Origin of the sequence: Variovorax sp. DAIF25 (assembly GCF_050711835.1) — a bacterium.
Lineage (GTDB): Bacteria > Pseudomonadota > Gammaproteobacteria > Burkholderiales > Burkholderiaceae_C > Variovorax.
The window spans coordinates 493,492-513,415 of sequence record NZ_CP136637.1 but is presented as its reverse complement, the minus strand read 5'-3'; the positions used below and the strand labels follow the sequence as shown (position 1 = coordinate 513,415).

The 19,924-nt window shown below is 69.7% G+C and carries 25 protein-coding genes; 10 read left to right on the top strand and 15 right to left on the bottom strand.

What is annotated here, in order from left to right:
- Positions 1 to 43: 43 nt before the first annotated feature.
- The gene (locus R0232_RS36425; RefSeq protein WP_431514104.1) at positions 44 to 808 is read left to right on the top strand and encodes an SDR family NAD(P)-dependent oxidoreductase; all 765 of its coding nucleotides are present in this window, start codon (positions 44 to 46) and stop codon (positions 806 to 808) included.
- A gap of 117 nt (positions 809 to 925) precedes the next feature.
- On the top strand, positions 926 to 1,414 hold the full coding sequence (locus R0232_RS36420) for a hemerythrin domain-containing protein (RefSeq protein ID WP_208513437.1): 489 nt from the start codon (positions 926 to 928) through the stop codon (positions 1,412 to 1,414).
- Between the two features lie 37 nt (positions 1,415 to 1,451).
- Here R0232_RS36420 and R0232_RS36415 read toward each other — a convergent pair whose 3' ends face one another.
- Entirely contained in the window at positions 1,452 to 1,670 is a 219-nt protein-coding gene (locus tag R0232_RS36415) for a hypothetical protein (RefSeq protein WP_208513436.1), read from the bottom strand.
- Positions 1,671 to 1,725: 55 nt separating this feature from the next.
- Entirely contained in the window at positions 1,726 to 2,103 is a 378-nt protein-coding gene (locus R0232_RS36410) for a hypothetical protein (protein WP_431514103.1), read from the bottom strand.
- Between the two features lie 238 nt (positions 2,104 to 2,341).
- Here R0232_RS36410 and R0232_RS36405 point away from each other — a divergent pair, with 238 nt between their 5' ends.
- The 4 genes from R0232_RS36405 (at position 2,342) to R0232_RS36390 (ending at position 5,620) form a co-directional block, all read left to right on the top strand.
- Complete coding sequence (locus R0232_RS36405; protein ID WP_431514102.1) at positions 2,342 to 2,809, top strand: PA2169 family four-helix-bundle protein; 468 nt, start codon at positions 2,342 to 2,344, stop codon at positions 2,807 to 2,809.
- 2 nt (positions 2,810 to 2,811) lie between these two features.
- A complete protein-coding gene (locus tag R0232_RS36400) occupies positions 2,812 to 3,018 on the top strand; it encodes a hypothetical protein (RefSeq protein WP_093349564.1) in 207 nt (68 codons plus the stop codon).
- A gap of 54 nt (positions 3,019 to 3,072) precedes the next feature.
- Positions 3,073 to 3,255: a DUF3606 domain-containing protein gene (locus tag R0232_RS36395; RefSeq protein ID WP_093349567.1), complete on the top strand. Its 183-nt coding sequence runs from the start codon at positions 3,073 to 3,075 to the stop codon at positions 3,253 to 3,255.
- A 67-nt stretch (positions 3,256 to 3,322) separates the two neighbouring features.
- On the top strand, positions 3,323 to 5,620 hold the full coding sequence (locus R0232_RS36390; RefSeq protein WP_431514101.1) for an FdhF/YdeP family oxidoreductase: 2,298 nt from the start codon (positions 3,323 to 3,325) through the stop codon (positions 5,618 to 5,620).
- 6 nt (positions 5,621 to 5,626) lie between these two features.
- Here the strand turns inward: R0232_RS36390 and R0232_RS36385 are convergent, their stop codons facing one another.
- On the bottom strand, positions 5,627 to 5,893 hold the full coding sequence (locus tag R0232_RS36385; protein ID WP_431514100.1) for a DUF2934 domain-containing protein: 267 nt from the start codon (positions 5,891 to 5,893) through the stop codon (positions 5,627 to 5,629).
- A 296-nt stretch (positions 5,894 to 6,189) separates the two neighbouring features.
- On the opposite strand from R0232_RS36385, the gene R0232_RS36380 reads away from it, so the two are divergent.
- The 3 genes from R0232_RS36380 (at position 6,190) to R0232_RS36370 (ending at position 8,975) form a co-directional block, all read left to right on the top strand.
- Positions 6,190 to 6,684, top strand: coding sequence for a low affinity iron permease family protein (locus tag R0232_RS36380; RefSeq protein WP_431514099.1), 495 nt, complete (start codon positions 6,190 to 6,192; stop codon positions 6,682 to 6,684).
- 44 nt (positions 6,685 to 6,728) lie between these two features.
- A complete protein-coding gene (locus R0232_RS36375; protein WP_431514098.1) occupies positions 6,729 to 7,601 on the top strand; it encodes an SDR family oxidoreductase in 873 nt (290 codons plus the stop codon).
- A 114-nt stretch (positions 7,602 to 7,715) separates the two neighbouring features.
- Positions 7,716 to 8,975 (top strand): putative Na+/H+ antiporter, encoded by a 1,260-nt coding sequence (locus R0232_RS36370; RefSeq protein WP_431514097.1) that lies wholly within the window; start codon positions 7,716 to 7,718, stop codon positions 8,973 to 8,975.
- 13 nt (positions 8,976 to 8,988) lie between these two features.
- On the opposite strand, the gene R0232_RS36365 is transcribed toward R0232_RS36370, so the two are convergent.
- Genes R0232_RS36365 through R0232_RS36355 form a run of 3 tightly spaced genes read right to left on the bottom strand, consistent with a single transcriptional unit; the run spans position 8,989 to position 11,610 of the window.
- Positions 8,989 to 10,467, bottom strand: coding sequence for an aldehyde dehydrogenase (locus tag R0232_RS36365; protein ID WP_431514096.1), 1,479 nt, complete (start codon positions 10,465 to 10,467; stop codon positions 8,989 to 8,991).
- A 10-nt stretch (positions 10,468 to 10,477) separates the two neighbouring features.
- The gene (locus tag R0232_RS36360) at positions 10,478 to 11,074 is read right to left on the bottom strand and encodes a thiamine pyrophosphate-dependent enzyme (RefSeq protein WP_431514095.1); all 597 of its coding nucleotides are present in this window, start codon (positions 11,072 to 11,074) and stop codon (positions 10,478 to 10,480) included.
- Positions 11,074 to 11,610, bottom strand: coding sequence for a phosphonopyruvate decarboxylase (locus tag R0232_RS36355; protein ID WP_431514094.1), 537 nt, complete (start codon positions 11,608 to 11,610; stop codon positions 11,074 to 11,076). Before R0232_RS36355 ends, R0232_RS36360 begins: the two co-directional genes overlap by 1 nt.
- 109 nt (positions 11,611 to 11,719) lie before the next feature.
- Between R0232_RS36355 and R0232_RS36350 the strand changes: the two genes are divergently transcribed.
- Positions 11,720 to 12,652: a LysR family transcriptional regulator gene (locus tag R0232_RS36350; RefSeq protein ID WP_431514093.1), complete on the top strand. Its 933-nt coding sequence runs from the start codon at positions 11,720 to 11,722 to the stop codon at positions 12,650 to 12,652.
- Positions 12,653 to 12,658: 6 nt separating this feature from the next.
- Here R0232_RS36350 and R0232_RS36345 read toward each other — a convergent pair whose 3' ends face one another.
- The 9 genes from R0232_RS36345 to hutC are packed head-to-tail and all read right to left on the bottom strand — an operon-like array spanning position 12,659 to position 19,920.
- On the bottom strand, positions 12,659 to 13,663 hold the full coding sequence (locus R0232_RS36345; RefSeq protein ID WP_431514092.1) for a biotin-dependent carboxyltransferase family protein: 1,005 nt from the start codon (positions 13,661 to 13,663) through the stop codon (positions 12,659 to 12,661).
- Entirely contained in the window at positions 13,656 to 14,357 is a 702-nt protein-coding gene (locus R0232_RS36340) for a 5-oxoprolinase subunit B family protein (RefSeq protein WP_431514091.1), read from the bottom strand. The genes R0232_RS36345 and R0232_RS36340 overlap by 8 nt, the downstream gene beginning before the upstream one ends.
- A gap of 8 nt (positions 14,358 to 14,365) precedes the next feature.
- On the bottom strand, positions 14,366 to 15,130 hold the full coding sequence (locus R0232_RS36335) for a LamB/YcsF family protein (RefSeq protein WP_431514090.1): 765 nt from the start codon (positions 15,128 to 15,130) through the stop codon (positions 14,366 to 14,368).
- Positions 15,131 to 15,146: 16 nt separating this feature from the next.
- A complete protein-coding gene (locus tag R0232_RS36330) occupies positions 15,147 to 15,599 on the bottom strand; it encodes a VOC family protein (protein ID WP_093349617.1) in 453 nt (150 codons plus the stop codon).
- 3 nt (positions 15,600 to 15,602) lie between these two features.
- Positions 15,603 to 16,376 (bottom strand): SDR family NAD(P)-dependent oxidoreductase, encoded by a 774-nt coding sequence (locus R0232_RS36325; RefSeq protein WP_203207251.1) that lies wholly within the window; start codon positions 16,374 to 16,376, stop codon positions 15,603 to 15,605.
- Between the two features lie 13 nt (positions 16,377 to 16,389).
- On the bottom strand, positions 16,390 to 17,565 hold the full coding sequence (locus R0232_RS36320) for an NAD(P)/FAD-dependent oxidoreductase (RefSeq protein ID WP_431514089.1): 1,176 nt from the start codon (positions 17,563 to 17,565) through the stop codon (positions 16,390 to 16,392).
- 22 nt (positions 17,566 to 17,587) lie between these two features.
- The gene (locus R0232_RS36315; RefSeq protein ID WP_431514088.1) at positions 17,588 to 18,385 is read right to left on the bottom strand and encodes an NAD(P)H-dependent oxidoreductase; all 798 of its coding nucleotides are present in this window, start codon (positions 18,383 to 18,385) and stop codon (positions 17,588 to 17,590) included.
- A gap of 33 nt (positions 18,386 to 18,418) precedes the next feature.
- The gene (locus tag R0232_RS36310) at positions 18,419 to 19,189 is read right to left on the bottom strand and encodes an AraC family transcriptional regulator (protein WP_296794092.1); all 771 of its coding nucleotides are present in this window, start codon (positions 19,187 to 19,189) and stop codon (positions 18,419 to 18,421) included.
- A 23-nt stretch (positions 19,190 to 19,212) separates the two neighbouring features.
- Positions 19,213 to 19,920: a histidine utilization repressor gene (hutC, locus tag R0232_RS36305; RefSeq protein ID WP_281081622.1), complete on the bottom strand. Its 708-nt coding sequence runs from the start codon at positions 19,918 to 19,920 to the stop codon at positions 19,213 to 19,215.
- Positions 19,921 to 19,924 lie beyond the last annotated feature (4 nt).

Below are 19,924 nucleotides of genomic sequence, written 5' to 3'. Positions count from 1 at the left end.
CGGCTGCACAAGCTGCGGCGCTTCAACGTCCAGGAGCAGCAGCATGCAACGTTTCATCGATCGCGTCGTCATCGTCACGGGCGCCGGTTCCGGCATCGGCGAGGCCACGGCCCGCCGTTTCTCGCAGGAGGGCGCCAGCGTCGTGCTCGCGGGCGACACCAGGGCCAAGCTCGAGCGCGTCGCAGCCGACCTGCCGCCGGAGCGCACGCTGGTCAAGCTCACCGACGTGTCGAACTACAAGCAGGTGCAGGCCCTGGTGGCCGCCACCGTCAAGCGCTTCGGCGCGCTGCACGTGCTGTTCAACAACGCGGGCATCGCGGTCGAGGGCAGCGTGACCGAGGCGCCCTTCGACGGCTGGGCGAAGACCATGGCGACCAATGTCGGCGGCGTGTTCCACGGCTGCCGCGCGGCCATGCCGCACCTGATCGCGAGCCGCGGCTGCATCGTCAACACCGGCTCGGTCTCGGGGCTCGGCGGCGATTGGGCGCTCGGCTTCTACAACGCCTCGAAGGGCGCGATCGTCAACTTCACCAAGGCCCTCGCGCTCGACCATGGCAAGGACGGCGTGCGCGTCAACGCCGTCTGCCCGAGCCTGACCTTCACGCCGATGACCGAGGACATGAAGGGCGACCGCAAGCTGATGGCGAAATTCCGCGAGCGCATTCCGCTGGGGCGCGGAGCCGAGCCCTCGGAGATCGCGGCGGTCGTGGCCTTCCTGGCGAGCGACGACGCGAGCTTCGTCTCGGGCGTGGCGCTGCCGGTGGACGGCGGGCTCATGGCCTCGAACGGACAACCCAACATGGCATGAGGCGGCGCGCTCGCGGATTGCGGCATTCCTGCGTGGCGATGCGCTGCAGGCCTACGCGATGCAGGCAACCCCGAACCGAATGTCATGGCTCCCACGAACCCCAACCAGGAGCCATTCATGACCACCAAACGCGCCGAACCCGATGCCTGCAGCCTGCTCGATACCGACCACAAGAACGTGAAGAAGCTGTTCACGGCCTACGACGAACTCGTCGGCTCGAAGGCCGCGAGCGCGACCGAGAAGAAGCGCCAGCTGGCGCAGCAGATCTGCGCCGAACTCACGGTGCACACCCAGATCGAGGAGGAGATCTTCTATCCGGCGGTGCGCGAAGCAATCAAGGAAACCGACCTGCTCGACGAGGCCGAGGTCGAGCACGCCAGCGCCAAGGACCTGATCGCCCAGATCCAGGACGCCGGGGAGGTCGACGAGATGTTCGATGCCAAGGTCAAGGTGCTGGGCGAATACATCGACCACCACGTCAAGGAAGAGCGCAACGAGATGTTCCCCAAGGCACGCGCGGCCAAGGGCCTGGACCTCGTGACCATGCGCGAGCTGATGGCGGCGCGCAAGGAAGAACTGATGGCCGAGTTGACGGCGGCGGCTTGAGTCGTCGCGCCCTGGATCGAGCCCGCCGCGTGCGGGCTTAATCCGGGCGCTTGGCCTTCGAGAGGGCCGCCCTGCCCTCCGGCGTCACCCGAAAGATGATCGAGGGGGCCTGGGTCAATGGAACACCCGGCGGCGGAAGCCGCGCCTCGATCAGGCCCGCGGCCTCGAGAACGATGGCGTTGCGGATGTCGGCTTCTTCATGAAGCGCGAGCGGAAACTGCGAATCCTCGATACGGCGTAAAAAATCCATCGGCATGGGGAGACCTCCGACGGGCGCGGATGATAGCCAAGACCGCGGGGCTTGCGCCATGTCATTTCACTATCGAGGGTCCGGGAATGGACTCCGCGCGCGTTCCGGCCTTGGGCCCCCGGCTCGACCGCGCGGGTCGGCGGCCTTGCGCTTCCCCGAGAATGCCCGGCTGCTGACGCTGCGCGCGCGTCAACGCCGAGAGCCCTTCGGCGGTCACTTCGAGCACGATGGCGCGCGGAATGTAGAACTCCCCCGTTCGCTCCCGCAGCGGCCGATCGAAGGTCGCCCGCACGAGGCCCGCGGCTTCCAGCGAGAGCAGCTGTTCGATCTCGTCACGCGAGGTGGACTCGGCCGGCAGCCGCCGCTGCCAGAAGGCGGCCAGCAGCTTCATGCTGACGAGCACCCGCTGCTGCCGTTCGCTGAGGATCTTCGAACGCATTCCTGCCACCTCCGGGTCGAAACCGAATCCTTGCTCCCTGCACCGGGTTATCGGCCGCGAGCGGCGCGGCAGGCGTAGGCGCGTTTCCGGTTCCCGCGACGTCCATGCGCCCTGCCCCATTGCTGGCGCCGTCGGTGCGCCACGACGAGCTGGCGCGGCGGGCACCTACACGGCGCCCCGGGTCCGAGCCCCACCGTGAGGCATCGATCAGTCAACCAACCCCACCAGGAGCTACACCATGACCACCGCATCCATCACCAGCGACGAAGTCCTGTCGATCCTCAACGACCTGCTCGAGAACTCGCGCGACGGCGAATACGGATTCCGCGCCTGCGCCGACGAAGTGGAAGACACGCAGGTCAAGCAGGTTTTCGCCACCCGCGCGGCCCAATGCGCCGCGGCCGCCGAGGAGCTGGCGACCCTGATCCGCGCGCTCGGCGGCAAGGCGGACCAGGGCGGCAGCGTCAGCGGCGCGTTGCATCGCGGCTGGGTCCACGTGAAGGGCACGCTGGGTGCCGACAGCGCCCTGTCGATGCTCGAGGAGTGCGAACGCGGCGAGGATTCGGCCGTCGCGCGCTACCGCAAGGCGCTGAAGAACGACCTGCCCGCTGAAGTGCTCGCCGTCGTGCAGCGGCAGGCCGAAGGCGCCCAGCGCAACCACGACCAGATCCGCGACCTGCGCGACCAGTACAAGGCCAAGGGCTGAGCATGGCCACGCGCAAGCCCATGTCGCCCGTGAACATCGAGCAGAACCGCGAGGTCGGCATCGACACGCCGCTGGACGGCAGCCGCATGGGCCGCGAGGCCGGCAAGCCTTCGGGCGATCCGGGCGAGCGCGGCCACGATGCGCCCCCGCCCGGCACCGAGGGCGCCAAGCCGCCCGCACAGACCCGGCGCAACGGCGAGAAGGCCTAGCCGGCCGGCGGGCGCCTTGTCGCTGCTCATCGAGTCAATCCCTCAGGAGGTCCCATGACAGACGATCCCAAGAAGACCGCGCTCGATCGCAAGCTCATCGCGTTGCACGAACCCCATGAAGTCCGTTCGTGGACCCAGAGCCTGGGCTGCACCGAGACCCAGCTTCGCGACGCGGTGAAGGCCGTCGGCAATTCGGCCGACGAGGTCCGCCAGTACCTGGCCGAGAAACTCAAATGAAGCGTCTTCGGTGGCGCGAGGATCTCGCGCGGCAGCCCCATCCCGGTCCCGGCCAGCGCTCGACGCAGTGAACGACGCGGCGACGAGCTTCGAGCCCTACGAACATCCGGCCGGCGGCTGGGGTTCATTGAAGGCGGTGGGCAGCATCCTGCTGCGCGAACACATTCCCATCCTGGGCGCGCGGGCCCTGCTCCAGCAGAACAAGCCCGATGGCTTCGCCTGCGTGAGCTGTGCCTGGGCCAAGCCAGGCCATCCGCGCACGGCCGAGTTCTGCGAGAACGGCGCCAAGGCCACGGCCTGGGAGCTTACGGCCAAGCGCATGCCGCCGGCCTTCTTCGAACAGCACACGGTCACGCAACTGCTCGATTGGAGCGACCACGAACTCGAGGCCGGTGGTCGTCTCACGCGGCCGATGCGCTGGGATGCCGCGAGCGACCGCTACCTCGAGATCTCGTGGGATGACGCCTTCGCGGAGATCGGCGCCGAGCTGCGCGCGCTGCGCCACGAGGATCCGGCCTCGGTGGTGTTCTATGCCTCGGGCCGTGCATCGCTCGAGACCAGCTACCTCTACCAGCTGCTGGCGCGCCTGTACGGCAACAACAACCTGCCCGACAGCTCGAACATGTGCCACGAGACCACCTCGGTGGCGCTGCCCGAGACCATCGGCGTGCCCGTGGGCACGGTGCGGCTCGACGATTTCGAACATTGCGATGCGATCTTCATCTTCGGCCACAACACCGGCGTGAGCAGCCCGCGCATGCTGCACCAGCTGCAGGAAGCCCGCCAGCGCGGCGCGAAGATCGTGACCTTCAATCCGCTGCGCGAACCCGGGCTGGTGCACTTCGCCAACCCGCAGTCGCCGGTGCAGATGCTCACGCCCGCCGAGACGCAGCTCAGCACCCAGTACCTGCAGGTGCGCAACGGCGGCGACCTCGCGGCGCTGGCGGGGCTGTGCAAGGCGCTAGTTGCGGCCGACGATGCGGCGCTCGCGGCCGGCGCGGCGCGCGTGCTCGATGCCGACTTTCTCGCCGCGCACACCGAGGGCTTCGAGGATTTCGCGGCCTGGCTGCGCGAGGTGCCGTGGACCACCATCGCCGCGGAATCCGGCCTGTCGCGCGAGGCACTGGAACAGGCGGCCGCCACCTTCGCCGAGTCGCGCGCCGTGATCGGCATCTACGGCATGGGCCTGACCCAGCATGTGGAGGGCGTCGCGAACGTGCAGATGGTGTCGAACCTGCTGCTGCTCGGCGGCCACATCGGCCGGCGTGGCGCGGGCATCTGCCCCGTGCGCGGCCATTCGAACGTGCAGGGCCAGCGCACCGTGGGCATCACGGAGAAGCCCGAGCTCGCGCCGCTCGACGCGATGGCGAAGCTCTACCGCTTCGAGCCGCCGCGCGAGAAGGGCCTCAACACGGTGGAGGCCTGCCGCGGCGTGCTCGACGGCTCGGTGCGCGCCTTCGTCGCGCTGGGCGGCAACTTCACGCGCGCCGTGCCCGACACCGACCGCATCGAGCCCGCATGGAAGAAGCTGCGCCTCACCGTCAACATCGCCACCAAGCTCAACCGCAGCCACCTGGTGCATGGCGCGGTGTCGTACCTGCTGCCCTGCCTGGGCCGTATCGAGATCGACCGCCAGGCCGGCGGCGAGCAGTCGGTGTCGGTCGAGGACTCCACCGGCGTGATGCATGCGTCGCGCGGCATGGCCGAGCCCGCTGCCGATACGCTGCGCTCCGAGGTCGCGATCGTCGCGGGCATCGCGCTCGCCACCCTGCCGCCGAACCCGGCCGTGCCCTGGGAGGCCTGGGCCGAGAACTATGCGCGCATCCGCGAGCACATCGCGCAGGTGCTGCCCGAGGTATTCCACGATTTCAATGCACGGCTGGAAGATCCGGCGGGCTTTCCTCGGCCGCTGCCTGCGCGCGAGCGCGTGTGGAAGACAAAGAACGGCAAAGCCAACTTCAAGGGCTACGGCCTGTTGCGCGAGGGCGCGGCGCCATCGCAGCAGGTGCTGCGGCTCATGACCCTGCGCAGCGACGACCAGTTCAACACCTCCATCTACAGCCTCGACGACCGCTTCCGCGGCATCCACGGCACGCGTCGCGTGCTGCTGATGAACACGCGCGACATGGCGCGGCTGGCGCTGGCCGAGGGCGACATGGTCGATGTGAACGCCGAAGGGTTCGAGGACGCCGAGCGCCGGGTGGCGGGCCTGCGCGTCACGCCCTACGACCTGCCCGAGGGCTGCGTGGGCGGCTATTACCCCGAGTGCAATCCGCTGATCCCGCTCGAGCATTTCGCGCGCCAGAGCATGGTGCCGGCGGCGAAGGCGATTCCCGTGCGCGTGGCGCGCAGCGCGATCGCCTGACGGTCGTCACGGCCCGGATCGGGCCTTCACCTCGGCCTCCGCGTCCAGCCAGTCCTGCTCGGCATTGCCTTCGGTCTTTCCGCGGCGCTCGTAGGCGGCATAGGCGGCATAGGCGGCTTCGCGGATCGCCTGTTCCCGGTCGGTCTCGCCCGTTTCCTTCGGCGCGGCCGCCGCGGCGTCGTCCAGGCCTTCGGTGAGCGAATCGACAGGTGGGTTCGCGCCACCCGCCGGCGCGACCAGGGGCTGGTCGCCGCCATTCTTCGAACTTGCCATCTGAGGCTCCTTGCAGTGTTGGGTTCGATGGACGGTAAGCCGGCCAGCCGGCGGCTTCGTCTCTTCTTTGCGAACAATCTCGTAGGAGCAGGTCGCCCGCGCCGACATGCCGTCGGCGGCGCGCGCGCCACGGGCGCAGGCGCACTCCTGCAAGAGGATGCGCACCCGGATGTCGCGGGCAGGCCCGCTTCGCACGCACGCTGCGACGGATCGCAGGAGCACTCGCCCATATGTCAGACATCCAGCCTTTCCCACGCCCCCACCCTCGAGAGGACGACGATGGCCCCGTGGGCGGCATGCCCAACACCGCCACCGTCGCCTATGCCGGCAAGTCGCTGTGGCTCGCGCGCTTCGATCGCTTCGCCAGCCACGTCACGCGCTGGGCCGGAACCCCGACCGCCTTCTGCGTCGCCCTGATGGCGGTGGCCGCCTGGGCGCTGTGCGGGCCGCTGTTCAAGTTCTCGGAGAACTGGCAGCTGGTGATCAACACCGGCACGACGATCGTGACCTTCCTCATGGTGTTCCTGATCCAGCAGAGCCAGAACAAGGACAGCGTGGCCGTGCACCTCAAGCTCGACGAACTGCTCGCCACCAGCCAGCGCGCGAGCAACCGCATGATCGGCATCGAGGCGCTCGACGAGCAGGAGCTGCAGCGCGTGGCCGCGTTCTATGCCCGTCTCGCGGAACGCGCCAAGGCCGGCAACCTGACGTCCGAGGCCGCGCAGAAGGTGGCGATGGGCAGGGACATGGCCAAGTGCGCGGGACGGTCGGAGCCCGTGGCGCGCTCCTGAGAACTTCCCCCCTTTCTTCCCTTGACATGCACGGAGAACCCGCCATGACCGATCCCCGCGAAGCAGGCCCCAGGCCGCCCTTCTCGACCCCCCAGCAGCAGCCGCCCGGCCTCGAATCCGAGATGTCGCCGCGCCCCGACTTCGGCGAGAACTCCTACGTGGGCGCCGGCAAGCTGCTCGGCAAGGCCGCCCTGATCACCGGCGGCGACAGCGGCATCGGCCGCGCCGTCGCGCTGGCCTTCGCGCGCGAAGGCGCGGACGTGGTGATCTCCTATCTGGCTGAGGAGGAGTCCGATGCGCAGGTCACCCTGGGACTGGTCGAAGGTGCCGGGCGCCGTTGCGTGCTCGCGCCCGGCGATATCCGCGAGGAGGCGCAATGCCAGGCCCTCGTGGCCACCACGCTCGAGCACTTCGGGCGCATCGACGTGCTGGTGAACAACGCCGCCTTCCAGATGTCGCACAAGTCGCTCGAGCAGATCAGCGCCGAGGAGTTCGAACGCACCTTCCGCACCAACGTCTACGCGAACTTCTACCTCTGCAAGGCCGCGGTGCCCCATATGAAGCCCGGCAGCTCGATCATCAGCACCGCCTCGGTCAATGCCGACAAGCCCAATGCCACGCTGGTGGCCTACGCCGCGACCAAGGGCGCGATCCAGAACCTCTCGGGTGGCATGGCGCAACTGCTCGCCGACAAGGGCATCCGCGTGAACTGCGTGGCGCCGGGGCCGTTCTGGACGCCGCTGATCCCCTCGACCCTGCCGGCCGGCAATGTCAGGGAGTTCGGCACGCAGACGCCGATGAAGCGCCCGGGGCAGCCGCGCGAGTTGCAGGCCGTCTACGTGCTGCTGGCCTCCGACGAAGGCAGCTACATCTCGGGCGCGACGATTCCCGTGACCGGCGGCGTGCCCTTTCTGTGAACCGCGGGCTGAAGCTCGTCGGGTAAAATCCGCCCTGGGTGGCATGCCGTTTCGGGCATTCCAGGATTTGCGCAGGTCGGGCCGCCTCGCGGTTTCGCCTCGTCGAGGAATCCCATGTCCCACACCCCGATCCAGTGGATCGCCGCGGCCATCTTTGCCGTCGCCCTGCTCCACACCTTCAGCGCCAGGCAGTTCGAGCGCCTCTCCCACCGCCATCCACGCCATGCCGGCCTGTTCCACCTGCTCGGTGAAGTCGAGGTCGTGTTCGGCTTCTGGGCCATCGTGCTGGTGGTGTCGATGGCGCTGTTCGCCGACGGCGGCACCGCGCTCGACTATGCCGAGTCGCGCAACTACACCGAGCCGCTGTTCGTCTTCGTGGTGATGGTGATCGCGGCCTCGCGCCCCGTGCTGCGCACGGCGATGTCGCTGGTCGACACGCTCGCGCGCATCGCGCCCGTGCCCACGCCGGTCGCGCGCGCATGGCTGGGCCTCGCGGCGGTGCCGCTGCTCGGCTCGCTGATCACCGAGCCCGCCGCCATGACCATCGCCGCGCTGATGCTCGCGCCGCAGATCTTCCGGCCGCGCGTGCCGGAGGCCGTGAAGTACCTGGCGCTGGGCGTGCTGTTCGTCAACATCTCGATCGGCGGCACGCTGACCTCCTATGCCGCGCCGCCGGTGCTGATGGTGGCGACCACCTGGCAATGGGACAGCGCCTTCATGCTCGCCACCTTCGGCTGGAAGGCCGCGCTCGCGGTGCTGCTGAACGCCACCGTCGCGACCTATGTACTGCGCAAGCACCTGCAGCCCGCGGCGGGCGACGAGGGCGCGGCGCCCGAAGCGCGCGTTCCGCTGCCCGTGGTCGCGGTGCACCTGGGCCTGCTCGCGGGCGTGGTGCTGTTCGCCCACCATCCCGTGGTGTTCCTCGGCCTGTTCCTGATGTTCCTCGGCTTCGCCCAGGCCTACGAGCGCCACCAGAGCCCGCCGATCCTCAAGGAGGCGCTGCTCGTGGGCTTCTTCCTCGCCGGCCTGGTGGTGCTGGGCGGCATGCAGCAATGGTGGCTGCAGCCCATCGTCTCGGCGCTCGCGCCCGTCGCGCTGTTCCTCGGCGCGCTGGGCCTCACCGCCATCACCGACAACGCCGCCCTCACCTACCTGGGCTCGCTGATCGTCGGCATCTCCGACGAATCGAAGTACATGCTGGTGGCGGGCGCCGTGGCCGGGGGCGGCCTGACGGTGATCGCCAATGCGCCCAATCCCGCGGGCGTGGCGCTGCTCAGGCGCGGTTTCGCCGACGAGACGATCGGCGCGGGCGGGCTGCTGCTCGGGGCGCTGGGGCCGACCGCCGTGGCGGCAGCGGCGTTCCTGTTCCTGTGAGGCCTCGGCACCCTCAGCGCATCACGAAGGGATTGCCCGTCGCCGCGCCGCTGTTGATCCACACCGACTTGGTCTGCAGGTACTCGCGGACCGCGTCGATGCCGTTCTCGCGGCCCAGGCCCGAGTCCTTGTAGCCGCCGAACGGGGCCATGAAGCTCACGGCGCGGTAGGTGTTGATCCACACCGTGCCGGCCTGCAGCTTCTCGGACATGCGCATGGCGCGGCCGATGTCCTGCGTCCACACCGCCGCGGCGAGGCCGAAGCGCACGTCGTTGGCGATGCGCAGCGCATCGGCCTCGTCCTCGAAGCGGATCACCGACAGCACGGGGCCGAACACCTCCTCCTGGGCGATGCGCATGTGGTTGCGCACGCCCGTGAAGATGGTGGGCTGCACGAACCAGCCCGAGCCGCATTCGGGGGCCGTGCCCTTGGCGCCGCCCAGCACGGCGGTCGCGCCCTCGGCGCGCGCGATGTCGATGTACTCGAGCACCTTGCGGTATTGCGGCGGCGTGGTGATCGGGCCGACCTGCGTCTCGGGGCTCATCGGGTCGCCCATGCGCGCGGTGCGCGCCACCGCGAGCAGGCGTTCGACGAAGGCATCGTGGATGCTGTCCTGCACCAGCAGGCGCGAGCCGGCGATGCAGGTCTGGCCGGTGGCGGCGAAGATGCCCGAGATCGCGCCGAACGCGGCCTGCTCGAGGTCGGCATCCTCGAACACCACGTTGGGCGACTTGCCGCCCAGCTCCATGGCCGTGTGCTTCAAGAGGCGCCCGGCCCGCTCGTTGATCAGGCGGCCGGTCGAATCCGAGCCCGTGAAGCTGATCTTGGCCACCAGCGGATGCTCGACCAGCGGCGTGCCGACCTCGGCGCCGAAGCCCGTCACCACGTTGAACACGCCCGGTGGGAAGCCGGCTTCCTCGAACAGCTGCGCGAACTCGAGCGTCGAGGCCGAAGTGAATTCCGAGGGCTTGGCCACCACGGTGCAGCCCGCGGCCAGCGCCGGCGCGAGCTTCCAGGCCAGCAGCAGCAGCGGCGAGTTCCAGGGCGTGATGGCGGCCACCACGCCCACGGGCTCGTGGCGCGTGAACGCGAAGTAGCCCTTCTTGTCGAGCGGCAGCGTGCTGCCCTGCACCTTGTCGGCCAGGCCGCCGTAGTAATAGAACCACTGCGGGAGGTAGTCGAGCTGCCCGCGCATTTCCGCGAGCAGCTTGCCGTTGTCGCGGACCTCGGTGGCGGCCAGCCGGGCCGCGTCGCGCGCGATCAGGTCGCCGAGCCTGCGCATCAGCGCGCCGCGCTGTGTCGCGGTCAGCTCCGACCAGGGCCCGCTGGTCAGCGCCTGGTGCGCGGCGCGCACGGCGCGGTCGACGTCCTGCGCGTCGCCGCGCGGGATCTGCGCCCAGCGCTCGCCGGTGAAGGGGTTCTGGGTCTCGAACCAGGTGCCGCCGTGGGGCTCGCAGGCCTCGCCCCCGATGTGCAATGAATAGCGTTGCATGGCTCGCCCGTCAGAAAGGCGCGAAGCCCAGCGCGGCGCGGAAGCGGTTCTTGATGTACGAGCCGTCGCGTGGCGGCAGCGCGCGCGGCGGCTCGTTGGCATCGATGAACACCTGCGCGAAGGTGGTCTGCCGGCGCGCGTTGATGCGCTCGGCCAGGTCCTCGCAGGCATCGATGCCGTTCACCGAGAACGCATCGGCGATGCCGAAGCCCTTGGCCACCGCCACCAGATCGGCGCCCAGGCTCGAGTGGCTGCGCTGCATGCCGGTCTCGCCGAAATGGCCGTTGTCCAGCATCACGATGCTGAGGTTCTTCGGCTGCTTGACGCCGATGGTGCCGAGGCTGCCGATGCCCATCAGCTGCTCGCCGTCGCCGGTGATGACGACCACCGACTTGTCGCGCTGCGCCAGCGCCAGGCCCAGCCCCAGCGAGGCGGCGCCGCCCATGGCGCCCCACAGGTAGTAGTTGCGCTCGCGGTCGCCGCTGGCGAACACGTCGTAGGAGGCCGAGCCCAGGCCCGTGACGATCAGCGCATCGGGGATGGCGGCGATCAGGCGGGCCACGAATTCGCGGCGGTCGGCGCGCTGCGCCGGGGTCTTGGTGTTCATCACTTGCGCTCCCACTTCTTGCGGCCGATCAGTTCCTGTCCCAGCAGCACGGCGACCTTCTCGCCGGCCTCGAAGGCGGCATCGAAGCCCGCGCTGACGATCTCCTCGACCTCCTCGGGTTTCGAGGCGCGCAGCACGTGGATGCCCATGAGCTCGAGCGCGGCCTGCGTGGCCTTGCCCATCGGGCCCTGCCAGGGATTGAACTCGGCGTATTCGCCGCGCATGGTCACGAGCGTGAAGAACGGGAAGTCCGCGGCCTGCAGCAGCGAGAACATGTTCACGCAGTTGCCCACGCCGCTGCTCTGCATCAGCAGCACGGCGCGCTGGCCGCCGAGCCAGGCGCCGCTCACCAGCGCCACGCCCTCCTCCTCGGTGGTCAGCACCACGTCCTCGATGTCGGGGTCGGCGATGGCGCTGCGGATCACGTGCGAATGGCCCGCGTCGGGCACGTAGGCGATCTGCTTGACGCCGCCCGCCTTGAGCACGCGGAAGGCGGCCTGCTGCCAGTCGGGCGCGGCCTGGGTGGTCTGGTTCATGAATCGGGGTGGGTTGGTTAAAGTGCCAGAAATCATAGAATTTGATGTCTGCGAATGTGAAATAGAAATTCGAGATTCCACGATCACGTTTGTGCATGGAGGCAGCCACATGGACCTGAAGCAACTGCGCGCCTTTCTCACGGTGGCCGAGACCGGCAACGTCACGCGCGCGGCCGAGGTGCTGCACCTCGTGCAGCCCGCGGTGTCGCGGCAGATCCGCCTGCTCGAGGAAGACATCGGCGCACCCCTGTTCGAACGCGAGCGCCATGGCATGGTGCTGACCGATGCGGGGCTGGCGCTCGTCGGCTATGCGCGCCGCGCGCTGCTCGAGCTGGACCGGGCCCGGGCCGAGATCGGCACCGTCGACAACAGCATCGGCGGACTGGTCACCTTGGGGCTGCTGCCGAGCACCATCGACATCCTCTCGAGCCCGCTGGTGGCGACGCTGGCGGCCGACTACCCGGGCATCCGCGTGCGCATCGCGATGGGCTACGCGGGCACGCTGCTGCGCTGGCTCGAATCGGGCGAGGTCGATGCCGCGCTGCTCTATGGCGCGGAACGTTCGCCCAACATCCAGACCACGCCGCTGATCGAGGAGGCGCTGTGGGTCATCGGCCCGAAGAGCAGCAAGCTGCGGCCCGACCGGCCGGTGGCGCTGGCCGAGCTCGCGGGCCACAAGCTGGTGCTGCCGAGCGCGCCGCATGGCATCCGCACGCTGGTCGAGCATGCCTGCGCCGTGGCCCAGGTGACGCTCGACCTGTCGGCCGAGACCAACGCGCTGAGCGTGCAGCGAAGCCTGGTGCTCGGCGGCCATGGCCTGACCATCCTGCCGCCGATCGCGGTCGCGGAGGACCTGCGCACGCAGAAGCTCAGGGGCGCGCCGCTGGCCGATCCGGGCATCCGCCGGACCATCGTGCTGGCCCTGCCCGTCAACCGGCCGATCGCGCGGCATGTGCGCTGCGCGGTCGACGTGCTCACGCGGGAGGCGCGGCGCGCGATCGATGCCGGTGCCTGGCCCGAGGGGCGCTGGCTCGGTGCCTGAGGCGGGCTATGCCAGCACGACTCCGCTGATGAGGTTCTCGGCCATCAGGCGGCTCGGCAGGCTGCCCGGCGGCTGGGCCATCTCCTGCAGGAGGCGGCTTCTCGGCGGCGCTTCCAGGCGCACCAGCCGGATCGCCTCCGCCGGGTCCACGGCCTGGAAGCGCAGCCCGTCGCCGGGCCGAAGCTGCGACAGGCCATCGAGGTCGCAGGACAGGACGGTGGCGATCTTCGGATAGCCGCCCGTGGTCTGGTGGTCGGCCAGCAGCACCGAGGCCACGCCGTCGCCACCGACCTGGATCGAGCCGCGCACGATCGGTTCGGAGGGAATGGACAAGGCATCCTTCAGGGCCAGTGCCGGCCCCGCGAGGCGCATGCCCATGCGGTCGCGGGCGGGCGTGACGGAGAAGCCCGCTTCGAGGAAAGCGGCGACGGACGCGGCCTCGAAGCTGTCGGTCTGCGGCCCCAGCACGACGCGCACGAGCGGGCGCGGACCGGCCAGCGCGGGCGCCATGCGGTCTCCCTCGCGCTCGTGCACGACCCGCGTGTCGCGCAGCACGATCTCGGCACCGGGCACCAGGCTGCCGCCGCCGAGGCCCGAGGCCGAGTGCGTGGCGCTGTGCCCGGCCCAATGCCCGCACACGGGCTCGCCGCTGAAGGCCAGATAGGCCCAACTGCCCCAGCGGCCCGGGCGGATCGACAGCGTGTCGCCCGCGCGCAGCGTTCGCACGCACCACGAACCCGTCGCCGCGCCCGAATGGCGGACCTGGAACTCGCCACCGGCGATGCCGCAGCTCACCTCGCCCGCCTCGCACAGCAGCTCCAGCCCGCCCAGCGAGATCTCGATCGCGGTGGCATCCGCCGGGTTTCCGAGCGCGACATGGGCCGCGGCATGCGCCAATCGGTCCATCGGGCCCGAGGCGGGCACGCCGAAGCGCAGCATGCCCGGTCGGCCGCCGTCCTGGTACGTGACCAGCGGGCCGCAGGCGCGCACGCGCAGCCTGGCTTCAGCCATGGCTTTCGTTCTCCAGCCTTGCTTCGTACTGCGCGCGGTCGATGCGCTTGAAGCGCACGCGGTCGCCCACGCCGAAGAGAAAGGGCGCGCTGTCGTCGCGCGTCAGGATGCGCGTGGGCGAGCGGCCGACGATCGACCAGCCCGTGGGCATCCGCAGCGTGGTGACGAGGCATTGCGGTCCCGCGATCAGCACGCTGCCCGCGGCGATGTCGCGCAGGGCCGAGGGCTTGCGCGGCACCTGGATTTCCGGCGGCACGCCCGACATGTAGGCATAGCCCGGCGCGAAGCCGTACATGCGCACCCGGTAGTCGCCCTGCAAGTGGAGGTCGATCACCGCGTCGATGCCCAGGCCACAAGCCCGTGCCACCGCTTCGAGGTCGGGCGCGAAGTCGTCGTCATAGCAGACCTCGACCTCGCGCGCTTCTCCCGCCGGCAGGCCGGCCGGCGGATCGCGCTGCAGCGTCTCGGCCGCCTCCCGGATCCGCGCGTGATCGGTGACCAGGGGATCGAAGACGACCAGCAGGCTGACGAAGGCCGGGATGCATTCGAGCAGGCCCTCGGGCGGCGCATGGGCCAGGGCCCGGTCGAGCGCGAGCACCGCGGCGCTGGCCGGGTCGGCGATCGCGTCGCCGAAGGACACCAGCAGCGAGTGGTCCGCGACCGGCGTGTAGCGCGGCCATTCGGGGTTCGGCATCGGTGCCCCTACGGCTGGTCGAGGAACGAGGCCAGCACGATCCCTTCGGCCGCCAGCCGCTTGCGGATGTGCCGCGCCATCTCGACCGATTCGGCGTTGTCGCCATGGACGCAGACCGAGTCGGCCTTCAACGCGATCGGCGCCGCGCCCTGCACCGGCATCCTTCCGGTTCGCACGAAGCCGATCAGCCGGTCCGCGGCCTCTTCGGCATCGTGCAGCACCGCGCCCGGCTGTCCGCGCGGCACCAGCTGGCCAGTGGGCAGGTAGGCGCGGTCGGCGAAGATCTCGGAGAAGGCGCGCAGCCCCTGTGCGCGCGCGGCCTGCTCGAGGCAGGTGCCCGAGATGGCGAGGACCGCGAGCGCGGGGTCGACCTTCTCGAGCGCGGCGACGATGGCCTGGGCCACGCCCATGTCCGCGGCCGCGAGATTGCCGAGCGCGCCATGCGGCTTGACGTAGCGCACCTCGGTGCCCGCGAGCCGGGCCATCGCCGCGAGCGCGCCGACCTGCGCCGCGACCATGCGGCCGATCTCGGCGGGCGGCATCGGGATCACGCGCCGTCCGAAGCCCTCGCGGTCGTTGTAGCCCGGATGGGCGCCGACATTCACGCCGCGCTCCGCCGCCAGACGCAGGGTGCGGTACATGGTTTCCGCATCGCCGGCATGGCCGCCGCAGGCGATGTTGGCGCTGGTCACGCAGTCGAGGATCCGCGCGTCGTCGCCCATCGTCCACGGGCCGTAGCCCTCGCCCAGGTCGGAATTCAGATCGATCCGCATGGCCCGCTCCTCGCTGCTATTTGCCCGGATGGTGGGTCGCCCGCGTGAGCAGCGTGACGCCCGCGCCCTCGGCGCTGTCGTAGTAGGTGAAGCCCGTGCGGTTCGCGCGGCGCCCGCGCATCAGCACCGGCAGGCCCAGTGCCGTGGCCTGCGCCTGCGCGGCATCGGCATCCGGCACCTCGAAGCCGACGTGGAACACGCCCTCGCCCTTGCTGTCCAGGTGCAGCCGCTGCGGCGTCGGCTCGTCGCCGGGCTGGCACAGCTGGAGCTGCACGGTCGGCAGGTTGCACACGCGGTATTTGAGCGCGAGGAAGCCGGGCTTGCTGGGCGCCTCGAGCTCCTCGTACTCGGCCAGCGGCGGGTATTCGGTCCAGGGGCCGATGCCGATCGACTCGTAGTAGGCCTGCGTCCGGTCGATGTCGTGCACCACGATGCAGAGGTGGTGGAGCTTGGCGAAGGGATGCGTCATCGCTCAGCCCTTGACCGGGACCACGTAGTTCAGCACGCGCCGGCCGCCGTCCACGTACATGGTCTCGCCCGTGATGTAGGAGGCATCGTCGCTCGCCAGGAAGGCGACGACCGAGGCGATCTCGGAGGGCTGGCCATAGCGGCCCAGCGGCGTGCGCGAGAGGATGGCATGGTTGCCCGCGCTTTGCACGAAGGCGCCGGCCACCATGTCGGTCATGATGGTCCCGGGCCCGACGCCGACCACGCGGATGCCGTGCGGCGCGAAGGCCACCGCGGCGGTCGAGGTCACCTGGTTCATGCCGCCCTTGGAGATCGCGTACGGCGCGACATTGGGATTGGCCAGCCCCGAGTTGATCGAGGACATGTTGATGATCACGCCGCCCTTGCCGCGCGCGACCATCTCGCGGCCCGCCGCCTGGGTGCCGTAGAAGGCGCCCTTAAGATTGACGTCGAGCACCCGGTCGAGCATCTCCTCGGTGACATCGAGGAACTCCACCACCGGCGCGATGCCGGCGTTGTTCACCATGATGTCGAGGGTGCCGAAATGCCGGACCGCCGCCTCGACCAGGCCGACCACCTCGCTCTTCTTCGAGACATCGGCGCGCACCGCGAAGACGTTGGCCGCCGGGCCGATCTCGGCGGCCGTCTTCTCGAGGGTCTGCGCATCGATGTCCGACACGACCACCTTCGCGCCCTCGGCCAGAAGCCGCTCCGCCGTCGCGCGCCCGATGCCGCGCGCGGCACCCGTCACCACTGCCACCTTGCCTGCCAGTCTCATGGCGATCTCCTTTTCAGTAAACGATGGATTCGAACAAGGGCGTGGCGCTGCGGATGCGCGCCCAGCCCAGGGGACTCATGTCGATGCTGCGGAACGCGCCCGTCGTGATCAGCTCGGCCACGCCGCGGCCGACCGCCGGCGCGTGCATCACGCCATGGCCCGAGAAGCCGGTCGCGAAGATCAGGTTGCCGAGCTCGTCGTGCGGGCCGACGACGCCGTTGTGGTCGAGCGTGTTGACCTCGTAGTGCCCGGCCCAGGCGCGTTGCAGGCGCAGTTCCTCCATGGCCGGAATGCGCTTGGCGAGCAGGGGCCAGAACAGCGACTCCATCAGGTCGTGGTGCGGCTCGAAGTCGCCGTCGGCATCCCCGTCGATCTCGGCCGGGGGCTGGATGCCGCCGATGAAGCCCTCCCCTTCGGGCCGGACCCAGATGCCGCTCGAGTCGAACAGCATCGGCAGCTCGCTCGCCTTGAACGGCGTCTTGAACGAGAACACGGTGCGCTTCTTCGGCACCACCGGCAGCGCGATGTCGAGCAAGGCGGCCAGGCGGCCCGACAGCGCGCCCGCGGCCAGCACGCAGAAGTCGCAGGCCAGCACTTCGCCGTTCGACAGCTCGACCCCGCTCACGCGCATGCCGTCGGTACGGAAGCCGCTGGCCGTCGCCTCCACGTAGTCCACGCCCAGCCGCCGCGCCGCGCGGCGCACCTCCGAGAGCAGGCTCCAGGCATCGAACCAGCCTTCGTGCTGCACGCCCAGCGTTCCGATGCCCACGTCGCCGAAGTCCACGCCCGGATAGCGCGCGGCCAGCTCGCCGGGGTCGAGCACCCGGATGTCGGCGCCATGGCTGCGCTGCATCCGCACGGCTTCCAGGCGCTGCGTGACCTGGTCGTGGCCGCCGAGGATCAGGTAGCCGCGCTCGCGGTAGCCGATGTCGGCCTGGTCGCCGAACACGGCCTTGATGTCGCGAAACATCTGGGCGCCGTACAGGCTCATCCGGATGTTCGCGGCCGTGCCGAACTGGGTGCGTATCGAGGCCGCGGACAGCGCCGTCGACGAGAACTGGTACGAGGCGTCCTTCTCGACCACGGTGATCGGTCCTGCGAAGCCGGCCTGGCGCAGCGACCAGGCGCAGAAGCTGCCGATGATGGCGCCGCCGACGATGACGACGCGGGGTGAATGGGTGGAAGACATGCGGGTTTCCTGCACAGGACGGTCAAGCGCCGAACGACGCCGCGAAGGCCGATGCCGAGGCCTCGAAGCTCTGCCCGGCGCGCGGATTCCACTGCACGCCCGAGCGCGCAACCACGCCCGGCTTGAGCCGCTGCGATTCGTCGTAGTCGCTCCAGGGATGGAAGAACAGCGGCTCGATGTGCTCGATGCCGCGCAGGCGCTCGGCATGGGCATCGAGGCAGGCCTGCCGCTCCTGCGGCGACAGCCGCGCGGGCATCCAGGCGGCGAAGGGCGGCAGCACCGTGAAGCCCGTATAGGCCAGGATGCCGTTGTGGATCGGCCAGAGCACATGATGGAGATCGCCGTCGATGCCGTTCGGCTCGTAGAGCGTGGAGGCCGTGCCCGTCGTGATGCTGAGCATCGCGCGCTTGCCCCTGAAATGCCCGGTCTCGTACTTGCGCCCCGCCGAGTAGGCGAAGCCGCGGCTCAGCACGCGGTCGACCCAGCCCTTGAGGATGGCGGGCATCGAGAACCACCACAGCGGGAACTGCAGCAGCACGAAGTCGGCGGCCGCCAGCCTGGCCTGCTCGGCCGCCACCGCGGGGTGCTGCGTGTCGGCCGCGAAGGCATGCTCCTGTTCCTTCGAAAGATCGAGGTAGTCGGCGTTCGTGCGCCCGCCCTCGAAATCGCCGGGGCCCAGCGCCGGGTTCCAGCCCATGCGGTAGAGATCGCTGACGACCACCGAATGGCCCATGCGCTCGAGCTCGCGCACCGCGGCGTCCTTCAGTGCGCCGTTGAACGATGCGGGTTCGGGATGGGCATAAACGATCAGGCAGTTCATGCCGCGAATTCTGAGCGCCGGGCTCAGGCGCAGCTAGAACGTACGGCGCACCGGGTTGCGGTTTTCTGCATAGTCGCGGCGCGAGGCGCGGTACTGCGCCGGCGTCATGTTCGTCGCCACCTTGAACTGGCGCGAGAAGGCGCTGTGGTCGGCATAGCCGCAGGCGGCCGAAACCTCCGTGATCGAGGCCGGCGTCTCCTCGAGCAGCTGGCAGGCCTTGTCGATGCGCTTCTTCATCAACAGCTGCTTGGGCGTCACGTGGAAGACCTCGAGCACCAGGCGCGCCAGCGTGTCCATCGACACCGAGGCATGGGCGGCAGCCTCGGCGATCAGCACCGGTCCGTCGAGTCCGGCGTCGATGAAATCCAGGAAGCGCCGCAGCCGCCGGTAGCTGTGATGGCGTTCGTTGGGGCGCGGCAGGTCGCGCGACAGCCCGGCCAGGCCGACGATGCGGCCGTCGGCATCGAGCAGCGGGAACTTGGAGCTCAGGCACCAGTAGCGGTCGCCGCGCCAGGTCTGGTACATGCGCAGCAGCTCGCGCATCGGCCGGCCGCTGTCGATGACCTCGAGGTCCTGCGCCACCGTGCTGAGGCCGCTGGCCGGGAACAGCTGGTCCGCGGTCTTGCCCACCACGCTCTCGCCGTCCTGCAGGCCGGCGCGGTCGATCAGCGTCTGGTTGGCCCAGAGGTAGCGGCCCTGCTGGTCCTTGACGTAGAACAGCACGTCGGGCAGCCGGTCGAACAGGGTCTCGATCAGCCCGGGCGTGCGGGTGAGCCATGCCTGCACCTGTTCGTCGAGTCGCATGATGCGTTCCGGCCCGGCGCGGTTCAGGGCGAGGGCCGGAACCGGCTGCCCAGGCTGTAGCGCGAGGCCGGGTTCAGGCAGCGCACCCAGGTCACGGGCACCTCGCGCAGCCAGGTGCGCCGCGTCAGCTGCAGGCAGGGCTCGGTGGGCTTCATCTCGAGGATGCGCGCCTGCTCCGCCGTCGGCATGACGGCATCGACCACATGCTCGACCAGATCGGCCTGCACCAGCGAGAGCAGGTATTCGCCCGGCGTGATGTCCGAGAAGTCCTGGTCGAGGAAGGCCGGCGCCATCTTCGGGTTGACGTAGCGGTCCTCGAGCTGCACCGGCACGCCGTTCTCGAGGTGCACGCTCTGCAGCCGGAAGATCGACTGCCCCGGCAGCATGTTGAGCCAGGCCGCGATGTCGGGCGCGGCCGCCACGCGCTCGCGCGACAGGCCGCGCCACCGGTGCTCGTGGCCGCGGGCCCGGATCTCGCTCGCGATGTTGGCGATCTGCAGCAGGGTGGACTGCGGCTTCTTCTCCGCCACGAAGGTGCCGACCCCTGCCACGCGCACGATCCGGCCCGCGTTCGCGAGCTCGCGCAGCGCCTTGTTGACGGTCATGCGCGAGACGCCGAACTGCGTGACCAGCTCCAGCTCGGACGGCAGCCGCTGGCCCGGCTGCCAGGTGCCGTCGAGGATGCCCTGCGTCACATGGGCCTTGATTCGCTCGTGCAGGGTCGTCGTCATTCCA

What these genes read in the sequence shown, in the direction of transcription:
- R0232_RS36425 (WP_431514104.1), top strand. Translation starts at nt 44, where the DNA reads ATGCAACGTTTCATCGATCGCGTCGTCATCGTCACGGGCGCCGGTTCC.
- R0232_RS36420 (WP_208513437.1), top strand. Translation starts at nt 926, where the DNA reads ATGACCACCAAACGCGCCGAACCCGATGCCTGCAGCCTGCTCGATACC.
- R0232_RS36415 (WP_208513436.1), bottom strand. Translation starts at nt 1,670, where the DNA reads ATGCCGATGGATTTTTTACGCCGTATCGAGGATTCGCAGTTTCCGCTC.
- R0232_RS36410 (WP_431514103.1), bottom strand. Translation starts at nt 2,103, where the DNA reads ATGCGTTCGAAGATCCTCAGCGAACGGCAGCAGCGGGTGCTCGTCAGC.
- R0232_RS36405 (WP_431514102.1), top strand. Translation starts at nt 2,342, where the DNA reads ATGACCACCGCATCCATCACCAGCGACGAAGTCCTGTCGATCCTCAAC.
- R0232_RS36400 (WP_093349564.1), top strand. Translation starts at nt 2,812, where the DNA reads ATGGCCACGCGCAAGCCCATGTCGCCCGTGAACATCGAGCAGAACCGC.
- R0232_RS36395 (WP_093349567.1), top strand. Translation starts at nt 3,073, where the DNA reads ATGACAGACGATCCCAAGAAGACCGCGCTCGATCGCAAGCTCATCGCG.
- R0232_RS36385 (WP_431514100.1), bottom strand. Translation starts at nt 5,893, where the DNA reads ATGGCAAGTTCGAAGAATGGCGGCGACCAGCCCCTGGTCGCGCCGGCG.
- R0232_RS36380 (WP_431514099.1), top strand. Translation starts at nt 6,190, where the DNA reads ATGCCCAACACCGCCACCGTCGCCTATGCCGGCAAGTCGCTGTGGCTC.
- R0232_RS36375 (WP_431514098.1), top strand. Translation starts at nt 6,729, where the DNA reads ATGACCGATCCCCGCGAAGCAGGCCCCAGGCCGCCCTTCTCGACCCCC.
- R0232_RS36370 (WP_431514097.1), top strand. Translation starts at nt 7,716, where the DNA reads ATGTCCCACACCCCGATCCAGTGGATCGCCGCGGCCATCTTTGCCGTC.
- R0232_RS36365 (WP_431514096.1), bottom strand. Translation starts at nt 10,467, where the DNA reads ATGCAACGCTATTCATTGCACATCGGGGGCGAGGCCTGCGAGCCCCAC.
- R0232_RS36360 (WP_431514095.1), bottom strand. Translation starts at nt 11,074, where the DNA reads ATGAACACCAAGACCCCGGCGCAGCGCGCCGACCGCCGCGAATTCGTG.
- R0232_RS36355 (WP_431514094.1), bottom strand. Translation starts at nt 11,610, where the DNA reads ATGAACCAGACCACCCAGGCCGCGCCCGACTGGCAGCAGGCCGCCTTC.
- R0232_RS36350 (WP_431514093.1), top strand. Translation starts at nt 11,720, where the DNA reads ATGGACCTGAAGCAACTGCGCGCCTTTCTCACGGTGGCCGAGACCGGC.
- R0232_RS36345 (WP_431514092.1), bottom strand. Translation starts at nt 13,663, where the DNA reads ATGGCTGAAGCCAGGCTGCGCGTGCGCGCCTGCGGCCCGCTGGTCACG.
- R0232_RS36340 (WP_431514091.1), bottom strand. Translation starts at nt 14,357, where the DNA reads ATGCCGAACCCCGAATGGCCGCGCTACACGCCGGTCGCGGACCACTCG.
- R0232_RS36335 (WP_431514090.1), bottom strand. Translation starts at nt 15,130, where the DNA reads ATGCGGATCGATCTGAATTCCGACCTGGGCGAGGGCTACGGCCCGTGG.
- R0232_RS36330 (WP_093349617.1), bottom strand. Translation starts at nt 15,599, where the DNA reads ATGACGCATCCCTTCGCCAAGCTCCACCACCTCTGCATCGTGGTGCAC.
- R0232_RS36325 (WP_203207251.1), bottom strand. Translation starts at nt 16,376, where the DNA reads ATGAGACTGGCAGGCAAGGTGGCAGTGGTGACGGGTGCCGCGCGCGGC.
- R0232_RS36320 (WP_431514089.1), bottom strand. Translation starts at nt 17,565, where the DNA reads ATGTCTTCCACCCATTCACCCCGCGTCGTCATCGTCGGCGGCGCCATC.
- R0232_RS36315 (WP_431514088.1), bottom strand. Translation starts at nt 18,385, where the DNA reads ATGAACTGCCTGATCGTTTATGCCCATCCCGAACCCGCATCGTTCAAC.
- R0232_RS36310 (WP_296794092.1), bottom strand. Translation starts at nt 19,189, where the DNA reads ATGCGACTCGACGAACAGGTGCAGGCATGGCTCACCCGCACGCCCGGG.
- hutC (WP_281081622.1), bottom strand. Translation starts at nt 19,920, where the DNA reads ATGACGACGACCCTGCACGAGCGAATCAAGGCCCATGTGACGCAGGGC.